This is a genomic window from Cohaesibacter celericrescens (assembly GCF_002866925.1).
Lineage (GTDB): Bacteria > Pseudomonadota > Alphaproteobacteria > Rhizobiales > Cohaesibacteraceae > Cohaesibacter > Cohaesibacter celericrescens.
Genome location: NZ_PKUQ01000012.1, coordinates 26,221 through 43,980, shown reverse-complemented (window position 1 = coordinate 43,980; position 17,760 = coordinate 26,221). Strand labels below are relative to the sequence as shown.

Here is a 17,760-nt window from a genome sequence, read left to right as displayed (position 1 = left end):
CTCCCAACACGTCCTCCCTGACTTTTTACCAATAGTGATTATTTGAAAATGGAATGTAAAATGATTAAATTGACGATTTACTTTCCATTTTGGGCAATTAAAAATGATAGACCGCCGTATCAAGTTCCGTCACATCCAGTGTTTTGTTGAAATTTGCCGCCAAAAGAGCCTGAAAAAAGCGGCGGAAAAGCAATTTTTGACCCAGCCCGCTATTTCCAAAACCCTCAAGGAGCTTGAGGAAATCCTCAATACCCAATTGTTGATCCGAAGCCGCGCAGGGGTAACCCCGACGACGGAGGGGGAGGTCTTTTTGCATTTTGCCGAAATGAGCGTCGCCTCGTTGCAGCAAGGTTTGTATGGCGTAGAACAAGTGTCGTCCGGCGGTAAAACGAGGTTAGCTGTCGGGGCTTTGCCCAGTGTTGCTGCCAGTCTGATGCCCGCCACCGTTGAAAAGCTCGATGCCATTACGCAAGATGTGAGGCTGACCATTTCCGACGGGCCGCATGGCTACCTGATCAATCAGTTAAGACAAGGGGAATTGGATCTCGTCATTGGCCGCCTTGGTGCCCCCGATACCATGCAGGGCATTTCCTTCACCCAGTTATATAATGAGCATGTGGTGTTTGTTGCGCGCCCGCAGCACCCAATGACGGTCGATCCCGATTTAACACAGCTCACCAATTGGCCGGTTCTTTTTCCATCGGCAGCCTCTGCTATACGCCCATTGGTGGAGAGATTTTTGATTGCAAATGGCGTTGGCGACATCCCTAATCGGATTGAGACGGTTTCAGGGGCATTTGGTCGGGCTTACGTCGCCAAGACCGATGCTATTTGGATCATATCGGCCGGAGTTGTTGCCAATGAAATAGAAGATGGTCGCCTTGTGCAGCTGCCATTTGAGATGGATGGAACCAAAGGGCCGGTGGGCCTGATGGTGCGGCAGGACAATGAACCCAGTCCCGCAGAACGGATGTTTCGTTTGGCAATTACCCAAGCGATCAAGGATTTGAAAATGGCCTAACGAAAGCAACGATCTGACTTGTTACTTTCTATTTTGGGAAACTAAATGGTCATTTTTATTATTTTACAACGCCGGATTGATAATTCATGGTGAGAATGGCTTGAAAAAAAGACGCATAATTTGAGTTACGGCCAGCTATTTGAGGAAATGCTGGAAATTCACAAGTGATCTGGGAGGAGACACTCGATGAAAAAAACACTAAACAGACGCAATATTCTGACGAATTTACTCAAGGGCATGACCAGTCTTGCTGGTGCTGCCACTATCTCTATTATGGCCATGGGTGCGGTTGCGACTGATGCCAATGCTGCAGATGTTACATTGCGCATGCATCAGTTCCTGCCCGAGCAGGCAAATGTGCCGCAAAATATTCTGATTCCCTGGATTAAAAAAATTCAGGAAGAATCCGGTGGCCGGATCGAAATCCAGCATTTCCCTGCCATGCAGTTGGGTGGCAAACCACCACAATTGATGGATCAGGTCATTGACGGTATCGCTGATATCGTCTGGACGCTTCCAGGATATACGCCGGGTCGATTTTCGCGCACTGAAGTGTTTGAATTGCCCTTCACCATGACCAATGCCGAGGCCGTGTCAAAAGCCTATTGGGAACTGGGTGAAGAGCTGATGCTTGATCAGGATTTCAAAGAGATCAAGGTGCTTGGTTTGTGGGTGCATGGCCCGGGTCTTATTCATTCAAAAGAGCCGATCCGTAGCGTTAAGGATCTCAACGGGGTCAAGCTTCGTGCGCCGACCCGTGTGACCAACGCAATGTTCAAAAATCTTGGTGCTACGCCGATTGGTATGCCGATTCCTGCCGTGCCAGCAGCTTTGTCCAAGGGTGTGATCGACGCAACGGTTATCCCTTGGGAGGTCACCGGCGCGCTCAAAGTTTCGGAGCTGGTCACCAATCACACCACATTCGGTGACGACACGCTTTACACAGCGACCTTCGTTCTTGCGATGAATAAAGACCGCTACAATGCACTGCCTGACGACCTAAAAGCCGTCATCGATGCCAACTCCGGCTTGAATTTCTCTGCTTTTGCAGGCAAGCAAATGCAGGCTGATGATGCTGCTCCGCGCAAAGCGGCGATGGATCGCGGCAACACCATTATCGACCTGACACCGGATCAAGTGGCAGAATGGAAAGCGGCTGCTGCAAAGACCACCACAGACTGGGTGGCCGAAATGGACGCCAAGGGTCTTGATGGCACCGGATTGCTGTCCAAAGCGACGGATTTGATCGCCAAGCATACGAAATGATGCGGTGACAAGACGGCTCTCGAGGGAAATACTCCTCGAGAGCAAAATAGTCTTCTGGAGAAAATGTCATGCTAAATTGGGTAGAGCGTGTCGCACGAGCGATGGCGGTCATTGGAGGTATTGTGCTTATCGCGCTGATCCTTCTGACCTGTATGAGCGTCTTGGGTCGCGGGCTGAACACCTTTGGGCACTCTTCCCTTTTGGAAGGCCTGTCTCAGGGTTTGGCTGATCTGCTATTGGCAACCGGTGTGAGCCCGATCAACGGTGATTTTGAAATCGTCGAGGCCGGTGTTGCCTTTGCCATCTTTTCCTTCTTGCCGATTTGTCAGCTTTATGCTGCGCATGCCACAGTCGATATTTTCACCTCCACATTATCGCCCGCTAAAAACCGGCTCATCAAAGCCTTTTGGGAAGTGGTGCTCACAGCCATCATTTTGTTGATCACCTGGCGCCTTTATGCCGGAATGGAAAGTAAAATGTCTTACGGCGAAACCACCTTTCTGTTGCAATTCCCCGTTTGGTGGGCCTATGCCGCCAGCTTTGTCTCTGCTGTTGTTGCGTCCTTTGTCGGCCTCTATTGCGCCTATGCACGCGTCGCTGAAATCATCACCGGCCGTCACTATCTGCCCTACACTGAAGGAGCGGTTCATTGAGTATGTTGGAACTGGGCTATCTGTCTTTTCCGGTTTTGCTGGTCCTGATTTTTTTGCGGGCACCCATTGGACTGGCGATGATGATCTGTGGAGCAGGGGGGCTGTATCTCGCCATGGGTGGATCGTCCATGGTACTGGCCAAATTGAAAAGCGAAACCTATACGACCTTTTCAAGCTATTCTCTCACCATCATTCCAATGTTCCTTTTGATGGGGCAGTTCGCCTCTCTGTCTGGCATGTCTACCTCATTGTTCAAGGCCGCCGAAAGTTGGCTCGGTCACCGCAAGGGTGGGGTGGCGATGGCCGCTGTTGGGGCCTGTGCTGGCTTTGGTGCGATTTGTGGCTCCTCCCTTGCCACAGCGGCCACCATGAGCCGCGTTGCTCTGCCTGAATTGCGCCAATATGGCTACGCCGGTGGTTTTGCCACCGCAACATTGGCGGCTGGCGGCACGTTGGGTATTCTCATTCCGCCTTCGGTCATTCTGGTGATTTATGCCATTCTGACCGAGCAAAATATTGCCAAGCTGTTTTTAGCAGCGTTCATTCCCGGTATCCTCGCAGCCATTGGCTATATCATCACCATCTCGATCTATGTGCGCGTATACCCCAAGGCGGCTGGCACAAAAGCGCCGGTGCCCTATTCCGAACGGATGAAAGCTCTGCTGGATGTTTGGCCGGTGTTGCTGGTCTTCGGACTGGTCGTCGGCGGGATTTATCTGGGGTGGTTTACCCCGACCGAAGGGGCATCCGTCGGCGCGGCAGGGACCGGCCTCATCGCGCTTGTGCGCGGCAATCTGAACTGGGGCGTGCTCAAGGCCAGCATCATCGCAACCGCGACAAGCACTGCGATGATATTCTTCATCGTGCTCGGAGCGGGCTTCTACAACAGCTTCCTTGCTCTCAGCCAAGTGCCTCAAGAATTGTCCGGTTGGGTCGTCAGTCAGGGGTTTAGTCCATGGACTGTACTCACACTGGTGCTGATCTTCTATTTGGTCTTTGGGTGTCTGATGGATAGCCTCAGCATGATCTTGCTGACCATTCCGATTTTCTTTCCGGTCATCAGTGTGCTTGATTTTGGCATGAGCCAAGAACATGTCGCTATCTGGTTCGGGATTTTGGTTTTGATCGTTGTGGAGGTGGGGTTGATAACGCCCCCCGTGGGGATGAACCTCTTTATTATCAATGCCATGGCAACTAAAACCAAAATGAGCGAAACCTACAAGGCCGTGATCTGGTTTGTCGCTTCCGATCTGGTTCGGGTCGTCCTTCTGGTGCTGTTTCCCGTCATCACGCTCTTCCTTTTGCCAGACTGACCGGGCGATCTGTCGCCGCCAAGACCCTTTCAATAGAGGAATGGAAAAATGCAAATTGCCAACCAGATTGCTCTCGTGACTGGCGGAGGCAGCGGCTTAGGTGCCGCGACCGCCCGACGATTGGCCGCCCAAGGCGCAAAGGTGGCGATCCTTGATTATAACTTGCTAGGCGCCACCAGCGTAGCAGAACAAATCGACGGCATCGCGGTGCAGGCCGACGTTAGCGATGAGGCTGCTGTCAACAAGGCGTTTGAGCAAGTGGAGGCCCATTTCGGCGCCGCTCCGCGCATTGCAATCTCATGTGCTGGTGTTGGTTTTGCCGCGCGCATTGTTGGCCGTGAAGGGAAGACCTCCTTTGATCTGTTTGACAAAACCCTCAAGGTCAATCTTTACGGCTCCTACAATGTCATGACCCATGCGGCCCGCCGCATGATCGAGATGGAGCCGCAGGATGGTGGCGAACGCGGTGTGATCATCAACACCTCATCCGTTGCCTATCAAGACGGCCAATTGGGCCAATCTGCCTACGCCGCCTCCAAAGGGGCTATTGCCTCTATGTGCCTGCCAGCAGCGCGCGAGTTTGCGCGCTTCGGGGTGCGTGTGATGGCCATCGCACCGGGGTTGTTCAACACCCCTATGATGGAAGGCCTGCCTCAAGCGGTGACCGCTGAAATCACCCAAAATATTCCCTTTCCTGATCGTTTGGGCCTGCCGGATGAATATGCGCTGCTGGCCGAACAGATAATTTCCAATCCATATTTGAACGGCACGACAATCCGCATTGACGGTGCAGTCCGATTGCCTCCGCGTTAAAGGAAAAGCCGCATGAGTGAGCCTCTTTTAAAAGTTGATGTGCAGGACGGCATTGCCGTTTTGACAATGAACCGCCCGACCAAACGCAACGCCATGAGCGACGAGCTGTTAGGCGCAATTGATGCCTTTTTTTCAAAACCGCATGAAGATGCAAAAGTTGTCGTGCTGACCGGCACCGCAGGCCACTATTGCTCGGGTCTGGATTTGAGTGAACATGTTGCGCGTGATGCCGAAGGCACCATGCGTCACTCACGCGGTTGGCATCAGGTCATGGATCGCATCCAATATAGCGGATTGCCCGTTATTTCTGCCATGTTTGGCGCGGTGATTGGCGGTGGTTTGGAATTGGCTGCCTGCTCGCATGTGCGTATTGCGGAATCATCCACCATTTTTCAATTGCCTGAAGGCCGTCGTGGCATTTTTGTTGGTGGTGGCGCCAGCGTTCGTATCGGTCGGATTCTGGGTGCGGACCGAATGATTGAAATGATGCTCACCGGTCGCAAATATGGTGCCAATGAAGGTGTTGCACTTGGCTTGGCGCATTACAGCGTGGGCGAGGGAGAGGCGATAGCTATGGCGATGGATCTGGCCCGCAAGATTGCCTCGAATGCACCGCTGTCCAACTACATCATGATTCAGGCTCTCAGCCGTATTGAAGATATGGCAAAAGCTGATGGATTGTTCACCGAAAGCCTTTGTGCAGCCCTGACACAAACCAGCCCAGACGCACAAGAAGGCCTTGCTGCTTTTCTTGAAAAACGCGCACCCACATTCAGGTAAATGCGCAGTGCAATTGGTGATGACAAGGCGTGGGAGGGTCTGACTCGTGACTGTAACAACCGGTTTTCAACCGCATTCTGTTCTGAAAGAAAAGCAGCCAGACGGCACTATCTTATTGCGCTCCAACCACAAATTGGGCGACGTTGTCGATAGAACGGGCGACTGGCTTCATCGCTGGAGTAATGATGCGCCTGACAGAGTTTTTTTGGCTGAACGCAGTGGCGCAGGTTGGCGCCAAGAGAGCTATGCTTCTACGTTGCAAAAAGTCAGAGCGATTGCGGCTTCTCTTCTGGGGCGCGGCATGGGTCAGGACACGCCCATACTGATTATGTCAGGCAACGGCCTTGACCATGGGCTGCTGTCACTGGCTGCGCAGTATGTCGGTGTGCCAACGGTGCCAGTGGCCGAGCAATATTCGCTCATTCACGGCGCTCATGGTCGCTTGCGCCATGCCATCGAGCTTGTTCGTCCCAAAATGGCTTATGTGATTGATGCGGACCATTATGCCGAAGCACTGGCGCTTGATGCCTTGCAGGGCGTTGATGTTATCGCCTCGCGTCCGGGGCATAATACGCGTGTGTCGTCTTTTGCCAGCTTGCTACGCGGGGATGCCAGTGTCGATATCGATACGGCTTTTGCCAAGGTAACACCGGATACGGTTGCCAAAATCCTGATGACCAGCGGTTCAACCTCCAACCCCAAGGGGGTCGAAACCACCCAGCGGATGATGTGTGTGAACCAGACCCAGATCGCCGATGCGTTGCCCTTCTTGCGCCAAAAACCGCCGCGGGTGGTTGACTGGCTGCCTTGGAACCACGTTTTTGGTGGTTCTCACAATTTCAATATGATGCTGGCCAATGGCGGTAGCTTCTATATTGACGATGGCAAGCCCGTGAAAGGCCTGTTCGAGCGTACCATTGAAAATCTCTCGCTGGTGACAGGCTCGCTGTGCTTTAATGTGCCGGTCGGGTTTTCGATGTTGCTGGACGCCTTGCAAAAAGATGAAAGCTTGCGCCAGCGCTTCTTTGATGATCTGGATATGATCTTTTATGCCGGTGCCTCTCTGCCTCAAGATATCTGGCAGGGGTTTGAGAAAATGGCGATGGAGGTCAAGGGGGAAATTCCGCTGATGACCTCGTCATGGGGCATGACCGAGACGGCACCCGCTTGCCTCATGCAACATGAGCCGATTGATCGCGCTGGTGTGGTCGGGGTGCCGCTCAATGGTGTGACAGTTAAATTGCTGCCTGATGCCGATTTGCGGTGTGAAGTGCGGGTCTCTGGCCCCAGTATATTTGAAAATTACTTCAATGACCCGGACAAAACTGCTTCTGCCTTTGATGAGGATGGCTATCTGATTACCGGCGATGCCATGGTGTTTGTTGACAAAGATGACATCGACAAAGGCATGAAGTTCGATGGCCGCATTTCTGAAGACTTCAAATTACTCACGGGGACCTGGGTACGCGCTGGCCAATTGCGGCTGGATATGCTGGCCTGTCTTGCGCCATTGGCTTCTGACTTGGTCATAACAGGAGCTGACCGAGAGCAGATTGGCGTGATGATCTTCGCCAACAAGGCAGAGCTGGAGCGCGAAGGCTTCTCGCTGGAAGATGACAAGGGAGCCTATCGCTGCGCTTTGTTGCAGGGTGAGATCCACCGCCGTCTGGTGGAGCGCTCCCGCGAAATTGCGGGCAGTTCATCTCTGATTTCCCGCGCCATAGTGTTGTCTGAGCCCGCTTCGCTACCAGAAGGGGAAATGACCGCCAAGGGCAACCTGAATTATCGCAAAGTGCTGACCCGTCGGGCGGAGCTCTTTCAGCGCCTATATGACGATGCAGACCCTGCCGTCACGATACTTTAAAAGGAGCCTGATCTATGGTTGATATCACAAAGGTGCGGGCGATCGACATCCACACCCACGCCGAAGAACCTTGCGGTTGCCATACCGATGATGGGTATGATGATTTGCAGTCCACCATGGCGAAATACTTCCGTGCGCCGTGGGAGCATCCACCAACGGTGCCGCAAACCGCGCAACATTATCGTGAGCAGAATATCGCCGCCGTGATTTTTCCTGTCGATGCCGAGCGAGAAACCGGTTATCGCCGCTACAACAATGAAGAAGTCGCCGAGCTGGCGTCCGAAAATGACGATGTGCTCATCCCCTTCGCCTCCATCGATCCGTGGAAGGGCAAAATGGGCGTGCGCGAGGCCAAGCGCCTGATGCGTGATTTCGGCATCAAGGGCTTTAAGTTTCACCCCACCATGCAGGGTTTTTACCCCAATGATCGCATGGCCTATGATCTGTATAACGCGATTGAGGAAGAAGGCGGCATTGCGCTGTTCCATACCGGACAAACCGGCGTTGGCAGCGGCATGCCCGGAGGCAACGGTATGCGCCTGAAATATTCCAATCCGATGTTTATGGATGATGTCGCGGTGGACTTTCCCGACCTCAAAATCATCCTCGCACATCCGTCTTTCCCTTGGCAGGAAGAAGCCTTGGCCGTGGCCCAGCACAAGCCCAATGTCTATATCGATCTGTCCGGCTGGTCTCCCAAATATTTCCCCGACATTTTGGTGCGTTACTGCAACTCAATTCTCAAGAAAAAAGTGCTGTTCGGCTCGGATTGGCCGATGATCACGCCAGAACGCTGGTTGGCTGATTTTGAGAAAATTGCCATCCGCGACGAACTGCGCGAGGACATCATCAAGGGCAATGCGGCACGGCTGCTTGGGTTTGACACATGAAGCCCTTCGTCGCGCCGGTCGAGGACATCCTGTTTTCGCTGACACACGTGGCCGGTGCAGCGGATCTTCCCGATTGGGATCTGGCATTTGCTACCGAGATCGCCCAGCATTTTGCGGCGTTCGCTGAAAGGGAAATAGCCCCTTTGGACGAGTTGGGGGATCGACAGGGCTGTCGGCTCCAAGATGGTCGTGTGTATATGCCGGACGGCTTCGCGCAACTTTATAGGGCCTATGCCGAGCAGGGCTGGCAAGGTCTGACCGCACCGGACAAATTTGGCGGGCAGGCTCTGGGCGATACCATGTTGGCCATCACTGCTGAGATTTTTGTCGGGGCCAATCACAGCCTGCAAATGATCACCGGCTTGGTGCCCGGAGCCATTCGCACTCTGTTGAATTTTGGCAGCGATGAGCAACAAACCCGCTATATTCCGGCGCTGGTTTCTGGCGATATGCTCGCCACCATGTGCTTGACTGAATCCAACGCAGGGTCCGATCTTTCGCAAATTCGCTGTAAGGCCATCAAAACGGATGATGGCTGGCAGATCGACGGTGAAAAGATCTTCATCTCGGGCGGCGATCAAAACATCAGCGACCGCATTCTTCATTTGGTTCTTGCCCGCACCTCTGATGACGGTGTCAAAGGTCTGTCGTTGTTTTTATGCCCCTGTACGCGCAGTGACGGTAGAAGAAACGCCATCTCGGTGACGCGCATCGAAGAGAAAATGGGCCTGCATGCCTCACCCACTTGCCAGTTGGCCTTTGATAAGGCCGATGCCGAGTTGATCGGGACCGAAGGTCAGGGGCTATTGGCCATGTTCACCATGATGAACCACGCCCGCGCCGATGTGGCTTTGCAGGGCGTTGCTCATTCTGCGCGCGCCTATGATGTCGCCAGCAGCTATGCTGCGGAACGGGTGCAAGGCAAAGGCGTCGATGGTGTACCGGTAACGTTGGACCAACATGCAGATGTACACCGGATGCTTAATGAAATAGACACGATGGCCATCGGTGGTAGGGCCATTGCCCATCTCTCATCTGTCACCATGGAGCGCGGCGATAATCCTGATTTGGTGGCATTCCTGACACCACTGGCCAAGGTATTTTGCACCGATGCGGGCATCCGTTCGGCAGAATTGGGCATGCAAGTGTTGGGCGGTTATGGCTATCTGCAGGAATATCGTCTGGAACAGACCTATCGGGATGCTCGCATCGCCGCCATTTATGAAGGAGCCAACGGCATCCATGAACGCATGATTGCCACGCGCCTGCTGAAGGGCCGCGCCGCTGATGCATTTGATGCCTATCTTGCCGTCAATGCTCAAACACCTGTGGCCCAAGACCTTCACGCAAAATGGAAACAAGCGCGACTGGATCTGCTCGCTAAGCCAGATCCGACCCTATACGCTCATGATTTCATGGCGCTAACCAGCGGCACGCTGCTCTATTGCCTGTGGGGCACCATCAAAACGGCTGCCAAACATCACCCTGATCCCCAGCGTATCGAACGATTGGCCCGCTTCGCACAAATGCGGTTGCATGCAGACGCCGACATGCGCGTTCAATTGCTCAAGGGCTGACAATGGTGGGCGCAAGCCGTCGTGAACCGGCTCACGTTCCACAAAATGTCCGATAAGGGCCATAGCCGCTCGGTGCTGGACGTTCATAGGCCTCAAAGCCAGCGTGCCGAGTAAATGGCTGTGTAACCCGTGCAAGCAATTGCTTGAACGGGATGAGGTTGCCTGCATCCTCTGCCGCGCTCAGGGCCTCCTCCACCAGATGATTGCGCGGGATGTAAATCGGATTAACGGCATTCATCGCAGCCGCAATGGTCTGAGGGTCGCGTTTTTCCTGCGCCAATCTCTGTCGCCAGCCCTCAAGCCATGTCGCCAGTTTTTCATCATCGTCAAATAGAGCTTTTAGGTCGTCTTCCTGCCCCAATGCAGCATCCGATAGCCTGCGGAAGCACAGGGTAAAGTCCACCTCTTGGCCCTTCATGCTATCGAGCAGTGACTTGATCAACGCCTCATCGCTCTCTTGAGATGTGGCAAGCCCGATTTTGCTGCGCATACCATCCAGCCAAGCCTGTTTTTGCATGGTGACAAAATCGGCCAGCACATCCGTCGCCAGATTGATGGCATTGTCTTGATCATCGGGGTCAATCAGTGGCACCAGCGTCTCGGCCAACCGCGCTAAATTCCAGCGGGCGATAACCGGTTGATTGCCATAGGCATAACGCCCTGTGTGATCAATCGAGCTGAAAACCGTGCTGTGATCGTAATGATCCATAAAAGCGCAAGGGCCATAATCAATGGTCTCGCCTGAAATGGCTACATTGTCGGTGTTCATCACGCCATGGATAAAGCCGATCTGCATCCACTGTGCGATCAGTTTGCTCTGACGCTTGGCCACAGCGGTCAGGAACGCCAAATATTTGTCGCCTCTGTCGATCAGATCGGGGTCATGCCGCGCAATGGCATAATCTGCCAATTGTTTGACATGGTTCCAGTCCTGACGGGAGGCAAAAAACTGGAATGTACCAACCCGCAAATGGCTCGATGCCACCCGGGCAAGCACCGCACCGGGTTTGGCACCCTCGCGCATTACCTGCTCACCTGTTGCTACCGCCGCCAGCGCCCGTGTGGTGGGAACGCCGAGCGCGTGCATAGCTTCCCCCATCAAATACTCGCGCAGAACCGGTCCAAGCACCGCTTTGCCATCGCCGCCACGTGAGAAAGGCGTTGGGCCAGAACCTTTGAGGTGAATGTCAAAGCGATTGCCATCCTTGTCCAACAGCTCGCCCAGTAACAAGGCACGACCATCGCCCAATTGCGGAGAAAAGCCGCCAAACTGATGCCCCGCATAGACCTGCGCCAAAGGGGTTGCTCCATCGGGAACAAGGCCGCCGGACAAATAGCTGGCAAGATCGGGATCGGATGTGGCTTGCTCCAGTCGCAATTGCTCCGCAAGCGGTTCATTGAACAACAGGATGTGCGGAGAGGGCGCTTTTGTGCCTTCCCAAGGTGCATAAAAACCGGTCAATTCGCGCGCATAACTGTTGTCAAACGGGAAGGACGCTTTGCTGTCGATGCTGGATGTCATGATTTTCCAATGGTTGGAATAGGGCAGCTAATTCTGCTGTATTATATGCGCAGCTTTGAGAACCAGATCATCAAGACCTTGGCCTCCGCTTTCAATATAGCTCAAAAGCTGCGCGCGCATACGTGGTTCCCATAAGTCAGTTAAATGTCCTGCAACCTGATCGGCTCGATTCTCTTCGGGCTGGCTTTTGAAAAAGATAGCAATCTGATTGGCCATATGCACCATTTTCTCAGGGGACATCACGCAACTCCACTTTGATCCGGTCTGGATGGGAATAAACATCAAACCCGCCACCCCGTGCAAAGGCGACCAATGTGATCCCCACAGTTTGCGCAATCTGCTGTGCGTGGGCGGTGGGTGCCGAGACGGCAATCAGGGTCGAACATCCGGCCATGGCGCATTTCTGGACCAGCTCAACCGACAAACGACTGGTCAGTACCAACGCACCGGTGGAGGCTTGAATTTTCTCAGACGCCAGCGCCCCAATCACTTTGTCGAGCGCGTTATGCCGCCCAACATCCTCTCGCACCAGAATAACGCCTTCACCCGGTCGCATAAAACCGGCCCCGTGAGTGGCTCCTGTCAGGCGATAGAGTGGCTGCTGTCGAGACAACGAATCTGTAGCAGTCGCAATATCCAAATGGCTGAATGTCGGCTCCGTAGACTGAATGACCGGCAGTTTGCGAACGGCTTGCTCAAGGCTCTCGATGCCACAAAGCCCACAGCCAACAGGCCCGGCCATTGTTCGTCGGCGCCGCTTTAGAGCGTCTCGGCGATCCTCGCGCAGCCAGAACCGCGCTTCGATGCCCAATGTATGGGAAGCGATTTCATGCCGTTCGATCTGCTCAAGCGACGAAACAATACCCTCGCTGAGGGCAAAGCCATAGGCGAAATCGAGCACATCTTGCGGGCTTGCCATCATGACAGCAAGCGTTGTGCCATCATAAACCATTGCCACAGGCACCTCTTGTGGCAGCGTGCGACGAACGGGAAATATCCCCTCGGCTTGAAAGGAAACGCCGTTTAAACTCTCAACATGCTCATGCGCCATAGCTGATATCACTCCGCAGCTGGCGCAATGCGGCGCGCACGTGTGGCTTGGGCCGCATAATCGTCTTGCCATTCAGTCGGACCGTTGGATGGGCTAACCTGCACCGCTGTCACCTTATATTCAGGACAGTTGGTCGCCCAATCGGAGAAATCAGTGGTCACCACATTGGCCTGTGTGTCGGGGTGATGAAAGGTGGTGTAAACAACGCCGGGGCTGACACGATCCGTTATGGTCGCACGCAAGGACGTGCCGCCAGATCGACTGGCCAGCCTGACCCAATCCCCATCCTTAACCCCGCGCACCTCTGCGTCGTGGGGGTGTATCTCCAGCCGATCCTCTTCGTGCCACACAACATTCTGTGTGCGTCTGGTCTGGGCTCCGACATTATACTGGCTTAAAATCCGCCCTGTGGTTAGCAAAAGTGGAAAACGAGGGCCGGTTTTCTCATCCGTTGCCACATATTCTGTGACAATAAACCGGCCTTTGCCACGCACAAATCCATCCACATGCATAATCGGCGAACCTTCCGGATAGGCGTCGTTGCAAGGCCACTGGATTGACCCCATTTCCTCCAAAAGATCATAGGTGACATTTGCAAAGGATGGCGTAGTTGCCGCAATCTCGGCCATGATTTCAGAGGGATGCTTGTAGGACCATTGTGCGCCCATAGCATTGGCCAACAATTGGGTCACCTGCCAGTCGGCATAGCCATTCAGCGGCTTCATCACTTCACGAACGCGATTGATCCGTCGCTCTGCATTGGTGAAGGTGCCATCTTTTTCCAAAAAACTCGATCCGGGCAAGAAAACATGGGCGTAGTTGGCGGTTTCATTGAGAAACAGGTCATGCACAATCACGCACTCCATCGCGGCCAGACCCGCCGCTACATGCTTGGTGTCAGGGTCCGACTGCAGAATGTCTTCTCCCTGACAATAGAGCCCCTTGAAGCTGCCATCAACAGCCGCGTCCAGCATATTGGGGATCCTAAGACCCGGTTCCGGATCAATATCGACACCCCAGGCATCTTCAAAAATCTGTCGCGCCTCTTTGCCTTTGACATGGCGATAGCCGGGCAATTCATGCGGAAAACTGCCCATATCGCAAGCGCCCTGAACATTGTTTTGCCCGCGCAATGGGTTCACACCCACGCCATCGCTCCCGATATTTCCGGTCAGCATGGCAAGATTGGCTATACCCATAACGGTGGTAGAGCCTTGGCTATGCTCGGTCACGCCCAAACCGTAATAGATCGAGCCTTTGCCGCCTGTGGCATAGAGCCGTGCTGCCAAACGGACCTCTTTTGCTGGCACACCCGTTAATGCCTCTGTCTGTTCGGGGCTGTGACGGGCATCGCTGATGAAGTCGGCATACTGGCAATATTCGTCCCAATCACATTTGGCGCGAATGAACGCCTCATTGACCATGCCCTCGGTAATAATCACATGGGTCATGGCAGAGACCAGTGCCACGTTGGTTCCGGGACGCAGAGCGAGATGGTGTGATGCTTTGATATGGGCGGATTTGACAAGGTCAATCCGGCGCGGATCAATGACGATCAGCTTTGCACCCGCACGCAACCGCTTTTTGAGGCGGCTGGCAAACACCGGATGCCCGTCGGTCGGGTTGGCTCCGATGACGATGGCCACGTCGGTCTGTTCTACGCTGTCAAAATCTTGTGTGCCTGCAGAGGTGCCAAAGGTCTGGCCCAAGCCATAACCGGTGGGCGAGTGGCAAACGCGGGCGCAAGTATCGGTGTTGTTGTTGCCAAAAACCGCGCGCGCCAGCTTCTGCACAAGGAAGGTCTCTTCATTGGTGCAGCGGCTGGACGTGATCACGCCAATGGACTTTGGGCCGTAAGTTTTTTGCAGTCCGCGCATCTTTCGCGCCGCAAACCCGAGCGCCTCGTCCCAGCTGACCTCACGCCAGGGTTCATCAATGTGATCGCGGATCATCGGCTTGAGGATGCGATCCTTGTGTTGGGCATAGCCATAGGCAAACCGGCCTTTAACACAGGAATGGCCACGATTGGCTTTGCCGTTTTTATACGGCACCATGCGGACCATTTGATCGCCATTCAACTCGGCCTTGAAGGAACAGCCAACCCCGCAATAGGCGCAAGTGGTGACGACAGAGCGTTGCGGCGTACCCAGCTCTATCACTGATTTTTCTTGCAACGTTGCGGTAGGGCAGGCCTGAACACACGCGCCACAGCTCACGCAGTCAGAGCTGAGAAAACTGTCCAGAGCCGTTCCTGCGCTGACCCGACTATCAAATCCGCGCCCCTCGATGGTTAGCGCAAAGGTGCCTTGCACCTCCTCGCAAGCCCGCACGCAACGGCTGCATACAATGCATTTGCTGGGGTCGTAACTAAAATAGGGATTGCTGTCGTCTTTGGCCGTCCAAAGCCTGTTGGCCTCGCCTGTATTGTTCCGTGCGGTGAAATGGTTGGCGATTGTACTCTGATCAGGCGCCTTGTAGCGCACATCGCGCAGGCCCACAGCGCCCGCCATATCTTGCAATTCACAATCGCCATTGGCGCTGCATGTCAGGCAATCGAGCGGATGGTCCGAGATATACAGCTCCATCACACCTTTGCGGATTTTTCGCACATGCTCACTTTGGGTTTTGATCACCATGCCTTGGGCAACGGGTGTGGTGCAAGACGAGGGGGTGCCTTTGCGACCTTCAATCTCGACAACACAAAGGCGGCATGACCCAAAGGCTTCCAAACTGTCGGTGGCGCATAACTTGGGGATGTCAATATCGAGATGGCTCGCCGCCCGCATGACGCTGGTGCCATCGGGAACGGTCACGTCAAAGCCATCAATCGTCACCGTGATTGGAGCGCCTTGCCGTTCAGGTGTGCCAAAATCGCGATCATCATGGATGGTGCTGAGGGATGTCATTCTGCAGCCTCCTTGGTGGTCGAGAAGTCATCGGGGAAATGCTCAAATGCCGACATAACCGGATGATAGATAAAGCCACCCAATGCGCAGAGCGAGCTGTCATGCATCAGCTCGCATAGGTCACTCAACAGCGCAGGCGCTTCGTGGTCCCCCGCTGCGATGCGATCGATGGTTTCCACTCCGCGTACCGAGCCGACGCGGCAAGGTGTACATTTTCCGCAGCTTTCTATGGCGCAAAATTGCATGGCGAAGCGGGCCATTTCCAACATATTGGTGGTATCATCAAAGACCACCAATCCGGCATGGCCCATGAGGCCACCCTCTGCACCCAGCTCCTCATAGCCGATGGGCGTGTCGAATTTTTCAACGGGCAAGTAGGAGCCAAGCGGGCCACCAACCTGCACTGCCTTGATAGGGCGTCCATTGCGTGTGCCGCCGCCGATGTCCATGACCGTTTCGCCCAACGTGATGCCAAAAGCGGTCTCGAACAGTCCGCCGTATTTAACGTTACCAGCGAGCTGCAATGTGACCGTGCCGCGCGACCGGCCAACACCAAAACTGGCGTGATGCGCGGCGCCTTTTTCAAAAATCACCGGTACGGTGGCAAGGCTGATCACATTGTTGACCACGGTCGGCTTTCCCATGAAGCCTTGCAGAGCGGGCAGGGGTGGTTTGGCACGCACCACACCGGGGTTGCCTTCAAGGCTATTCAGCATTGAGGTTTCTTCGCCACAAATATAAGCGCCAGCCCCAACGCGCACTTCCATATCAAATGCCTTGCCCGAGCCAAGCACGTTGGTGCCCAAAATACGGTTGATCCGCGCGAGATCGACCGCCGCACTCATGATCTTGATCGCATCGGGATATTCGGACCGGATATAGACAAAACCATGGGTGGCGCCGGTTGCCAGTCCGGCAATGGCCATGCCCTCAATGACGCTAAAGGGGTCACCTTCTATGATCATCCGATCGGCGAAGGTTCCGCTGTCGCCTTCATCGGCGTTACAAACGATATATTTGCGCTCTGCCTGAGCTTGGCGCACGGTGTCCCATTTGACGCCCGTGGGAAAGCCCGCTCCGCCGCGTCCGCGTAGGCCGGATTGTTTGACTTGCTCGACGATGTCAGCGGCACTCATGGCAATGGCACGCTTCAGCCCGACCAGACCGCCATGGGCCTCATAGTCAGCCAGATTCAATGGGTCAATGACACCGCAACGGGCAAATGTGAGCCTTGTTTGGCGTGCCAGAAAAGGAATATCTTCAACTCTTCCGAGGCTTTCAAGGGATCCGTCAAGCATCGCCGAAACCTGATCTGGTGTAACAGCGCCATAGCCCACCCGCCCGTCGCCGCGGTCAATCTCAACCAGCGGCTCAAGCCATGCCATGCCTCGCGTTCCCGTGCGGATGATTTCAATTTTGTGGCCCTGCCGACACGCTTCTTTGACAATGGCGTGGGTCACTTCCTCTGCGCCCAAAGCTTTGGCCATACTGTCGAGTGGAACGTAAATTTTCATGCGCCCGCCTCCTCAAGCAGTTTGTGCAGGCGCGTCTCATTCATGCGTCCAATCACGGTGTCATCGACAATCACGGCAGGCCCACATGCACACATGCCGAGGCAATAAACAGGCGCGATGGTCACCGCTCCATTGTCGGTGGTCTCGTTCCAGCCTTTGCCCAGTCGTTCAAGCGCTGATTGCGCCAATGCCTTGGCTCCAACAGCCTGACAAGCCTCGGCTTGACAGATTTTGATCACATGTGCACCGACAGGGCGCCGCGTGAAATCATGATAAAAACTAAGGACGCCGTGCAATTCGGCTTTGGTAATGTTGAGTGCATCTGTGATGGGGGATTCTGCTGAGGCCGGAATGTAACCAAAGGCATCTTGCAGGGCGTGTAAAATCGGCAGCAGTGGCCCTTCCAAATGCAGATGATGCGATATGATCGAGCTAATTTCGTCAGTTTTTTGCTTGGTGGCAATGGTCATCGGCTGTCTCCCCCCCAGCAGAGTGGGGGATCGAACCAATACCCCAATTTTGCCCCTCCATAGTATCACTTACTTTGTTGTTATCAATGATAATCAAAACGGCAATGGGGGCAATAAGTC

15 protein-coding genes are annotated in these 17,760 nt (G+C 54.3%); 9 read left to right on the top strand and 6 right to left on the bottom strand.

The window, feature by feature from the left end:
- Positions 1-103 precede the first annotated feature (103 nt).
- The 9 genes from pcaQ to C0081_RS06735 all read left to right on the top strand — a co-directional run bounded on the left by pcaQ (position 104) and on the right by C0081_RS06735 (position 10,177).
- Positions 104-1,021, top strand: a complete 918-nt coding sequence (gene pcaQ, locus C0081_RS06775; protein WP_101533060.1) for a pca operon transcription factor PcaQ — start codon at positions 104-106, stop codon at positions 1,019-1,021.
- 186 nt (positions 1,022-1,207) lie between these two features.
- Positions 1,208-2,287, top strand: coding sequence for a TRAP transporter substrate-binding protein (locus tag C0081_RS06770; RefSeq protein ID WP_245417873.1), 1,080 nt, complete (start codon positions 1,208-1,210; stop codon positions 2,285-2,287).
- Between the two features lie 68 nt (positions 2,288-2,355).
- Positions 2,356-2,940, top strand: a complete 585-nt coding sequence (locus tag C0081_RS06765) for a TRAP transporter small permease (protein WP_101533059.1) — start codon at positions 2,356-2,358, stop codon at positions 2,938-2,940.
- A complete protein-coding gene (locus C0081_RS06760) occupies positions 2,937-4,253 on the top strand; it encodes a TRAP transporter large permease (RefSeq protein WP_101533058.1) in 1,317 nt (438 codons plus the stop codon). The genes C0081_RS06765 and C0081_RS06760 overlap by 4 nt, the downstream gene beginning before the upstream one ends.
- A 48-nt stretch (positions 4,254-4,301) precedes the next feature.
- Complete coding sequence (locus C0081_RS06755) at positions 4,302-5,066, top strand: SDR family NAD(P)-dependent oxidoreductase (protein WP_101533057.1); 765 nt, start codon at positions 4,302-4,304, stop codon at positions 5,064-5,066.
- A 12-nt stretch (positions 5,067-5,078) separates the two neighbouring features.
- Positions 5,079-5,846: a crotonase/enoyl-CoA hydratase family protein gene (locus C0081_RS06750; protein ID WP_101533056.1), complete on the top strand. Its 768-nt coding sequence runs from the start codon at positions 5,079-5,081 to the stop codon at positions 5,844-5,846.
- 46 nt (positions 5,847-5,892) lie between these two features.
- On the top strand, positions 5,893-7,710 hold the full coding sequence (locus C0081_RS06745) for a feruloyl-CoA synthase (RefSeq protein WP_101533055.1): 1,818 nt from the start codon (positions 5,893-5,895) through the stop codon (positions 7,708-7,710).
- Positions 7,711-7,724: 14 nt separating this feature from the next.
- Positions 7,725-8,600, top strand: coding sequence for an amidohydrolase family protein (locus C0081_RS06740; protein ID WP_101533054.1), 876 nt, complete (start codon positions 7,725-7,727; stop codon positions 8,598-8,600).
- On the top strand, positions 8,597-10,177 hold the full coding sequence (locus C0081_RS06735; protein ID WP_101533053.1) for an acyl-CoA dehydrogenase family protein: 1,581 nt from the start codon (positions 8,597-8,599) through the stop codon (positions 10,175-10,177). Before C0081_RS06740 ends, C0081_RS06735 begins: the two co-directional genes overlap by 4 nt.
- A gap of 31 nt (positions 10,178-10,208) precedes the next feature.
- Here the strand turns inward: C0081_RS06735 and C0081_RS06730 are convergent, their stop codons facing one another.
- The 6 genes from C0081_RS06730 to C0081_RS06705 are packed head-to-tail and all read right to left on the bottom strand — an operon-like array spanning position 10,209 to position 17,640.
- Positions 10,209-11,699, bottom strand: a complete 1,491-nt coding sequence (locus C0081_RS06730; protein WP_101533052.1) for a protein adenylyltransferase SelO — start codon at positions 11,697-11,699, stop codon at positions 10,209-10,211.
- Positions 11,700-11,726: 27 nt separating this feature from the next.
- Complete coding sequence (locus C0081_RS06725; RefSeq protein ID WP_101533051.1) at positions 11,727-11,939, bottom strand: formate dehydrogenase subunit delta; 213 nt, start codon at positions 11,937-11,939, stop codon at positions 11,727-11,729.
- Entirely contained in the window at positions 11,929-12,750 is an 822-nt protein-coding gene (fdhD, locus tag C0081_RS06720; protein WP_101533050.1) for a formate dehydrogenase accessory sulfurtransferase FdhD, read from the bottom strand. Before fdhD ends, C0081_RS06725 begins: the two co-directional genes overlap by 11 nt.
- Positions 12,751-12,758: 8 nt before the next feature.
- Positions 12,759-15,656, bottom strand: coding sequence for a formate dehydrogenase subunit alpha (gene fdhF, locus C0081_RS06715; protein ID WP_101533049.1), 2,898 nt, complete (start codon positions 15,654-15,656; stop codon positions 12,759-12,761).
- Positions 15,653-17,170: a formate dehydrogenase beta subunit gene (locus C0081_RS06710; protein ID WP_101533048.1), complete on the bottom strand. Its 1,518-nt coding sequence runs from the start codon at positions 17,168-17,170 to the stop codon at positions 15,653-15,655. The genes fdhF and C0081_RS06710 overlap by 4 nt, the downstream gene beginning before the upstream one ends.
- A complete protein-coding gene (locus C0081_RS06705) occupies positions 17,167-17,640 on the bottom strand; it encodes a formate dehydrogenase subunit gamma (protein WP_101533047.1) in 474 nt (157 codons plus the stop codon). Before C0081_RS06705 ends, C0081_RS06710 begins: the two co-directional genes overlap by 4 nt.
- Between the last annotated feature and the right edge of the window lie 120 nt (positions 17,641-17,760).

What these genes read in the sequence shown, in the direction of transcription:
- fdhF (WP_101533049.1), bottom strand. Translation starts at nt 15,656, where the DNA reads ATGACATCCCTCAGCACCATCCATGATGATCGCGATTTTGGCACACCT.
- C0081_RS06735 (WP_101533053.1), top strand. Translation starts at nt 8,597, where the DNA reads ATGAAGCCCTTCGTCGCGCCGGTCGAGGACATCCTGTTTTCGCTGACA.
- fdhD (WP_101533050.1), bottom strand. Translation starts at nt 12,750, where the DNA reads ATGGCGCATGAGCATGTTGAGAGTTTAAACGGCGTTTCCTTTCAAGCC.
- C0081_RS06765 (WP_101533059.1), top strand. Translation starts at nt 2,356, where the DNA reads ATGCTAAATTGGGTAGAGCGTGTCGCACGAGCGATGGCGGTCATTGGA.
- C0081_RS06705 (WP_101533047.1), bottom strand. Translation starts at nt 17,640, where the DNA reads ATGACCATTGCCACCAAGCAAAAAACTGACGAAATTAGCTCGATCATA.
- C0081_RS06750 (WP_101533056.1), top strand. Translation starts at nt 5,079, where the DNA reads ATGAGTGAGCCTCTTTTAAAAGTTGATGTGCAGGACGGCATTGCCGTT.
- C0081_RS06725 (WP_101533051.1), bottom strand. Translation starts at nt 11,939, where the DNA reads ATGTCCCCTGAGAAAATGGTGCATATGGCCAATCAGATTGCTATCTTT.
- C0081_RS06755 (WP_101533057.1), top strand. Translation starts at nt 4,302, where the DNA reads ATGCAAATTGCCAACCAGATTGCTCTCGTGACTGGCGGAGGCAGCGGC.
- pcaQ (WP_101533060.1), top strand. Translation starts at nt 104, where the DNA reads ATGATAGACCGCCGTATCAAGTTCCGTCACATCCAGTGTTTTGTTGAA.
- C0081_RS06740 (WP_101533054.1), top strand. Translation starts at nt 7,725, where the DNA reads ATGGTTGATATCACAAAGGTGCGGGCGATCGACATCCACACCCACGCC.
- C0081_RS06770 (WP_245417873.1), top strand. Translation starts at nt 1,208, where the DNA reads ATGAAAAAAACACTAAACAGACGCAATATTCTGACGAATTTACTCAAG.
- C0081_RS06710 (WP_101533048.1), bottom strand. Translation starts at nt 17,170, where the DNA reads ATGAAAATTTACGTTCCACTCGACAGTATGGCCAAAGCTTTGGGCGCA.
- C0081_RS06730 (WP_101533052.1), bottom strand. Translation starts at nt 11,699, where the DNA reads ATGACATCCAGCATCGACAGCAAAGCGTCCTTCCCGTTTGACAACAGT.